The sequence below is a fragment of the Undibacterium sp. MH2W genome (assembly GCF_049340215.1).
In the GTDB taxonomy this organism is placed as follows: Bacteria; Pseudomonadota; Gammaproteobacteria; order Burkholderiales; family Burkholderiaceae_D; genus Undibacterium.
The window spans coordinates 1-255 of record NZ_JBMPPA010000047.1 but is presented as its reverse complement, the minus strand read 5'-3'; the positions used below and the strand labels follow the sequence as shown (position 1 = coordinate 255).

Below are 255 nucleotides of genomic sequence, written 5' to 3'. Positions count from 1 at the left end.
TGCCACGCCACCAGCCAATACAGCGAGCCCACCCATCATTAATGAAAACGATGTAGCAAACTGAATTGGATCGAACGCTCCATTTTTGAATGTTGTGTATGCAGAACTGAGCAGAAAAGTCGGTATCGCACCTCCCGACAAAGCAAGTCCAGCAATTCGGAACGGGCAAGCTGACTTCCCATCGTTCTCTGTGATTGCGCTAAACAAAACGCTTTTCAATGAATCAAACATCGTTACTCCCAAAAATTATTTAAT

1 protein-coding gene is annotated in these 255 nt (G+C 44.3%); it reads right to left on the bottom strand.

Annotation, left to right across the window (positions count from 1 at the left end):
* Positions 1 to 231: hypothetical protein (locus ACO0K2_RS19795; RefSeq protein ID WP_423021774.1), on the bottom strand; the 231-nt coding region annotated here is incomplete at its 3' end.
* Between the last annotated feature and the right edge of the window lie 24 nt (positions 232 to 255).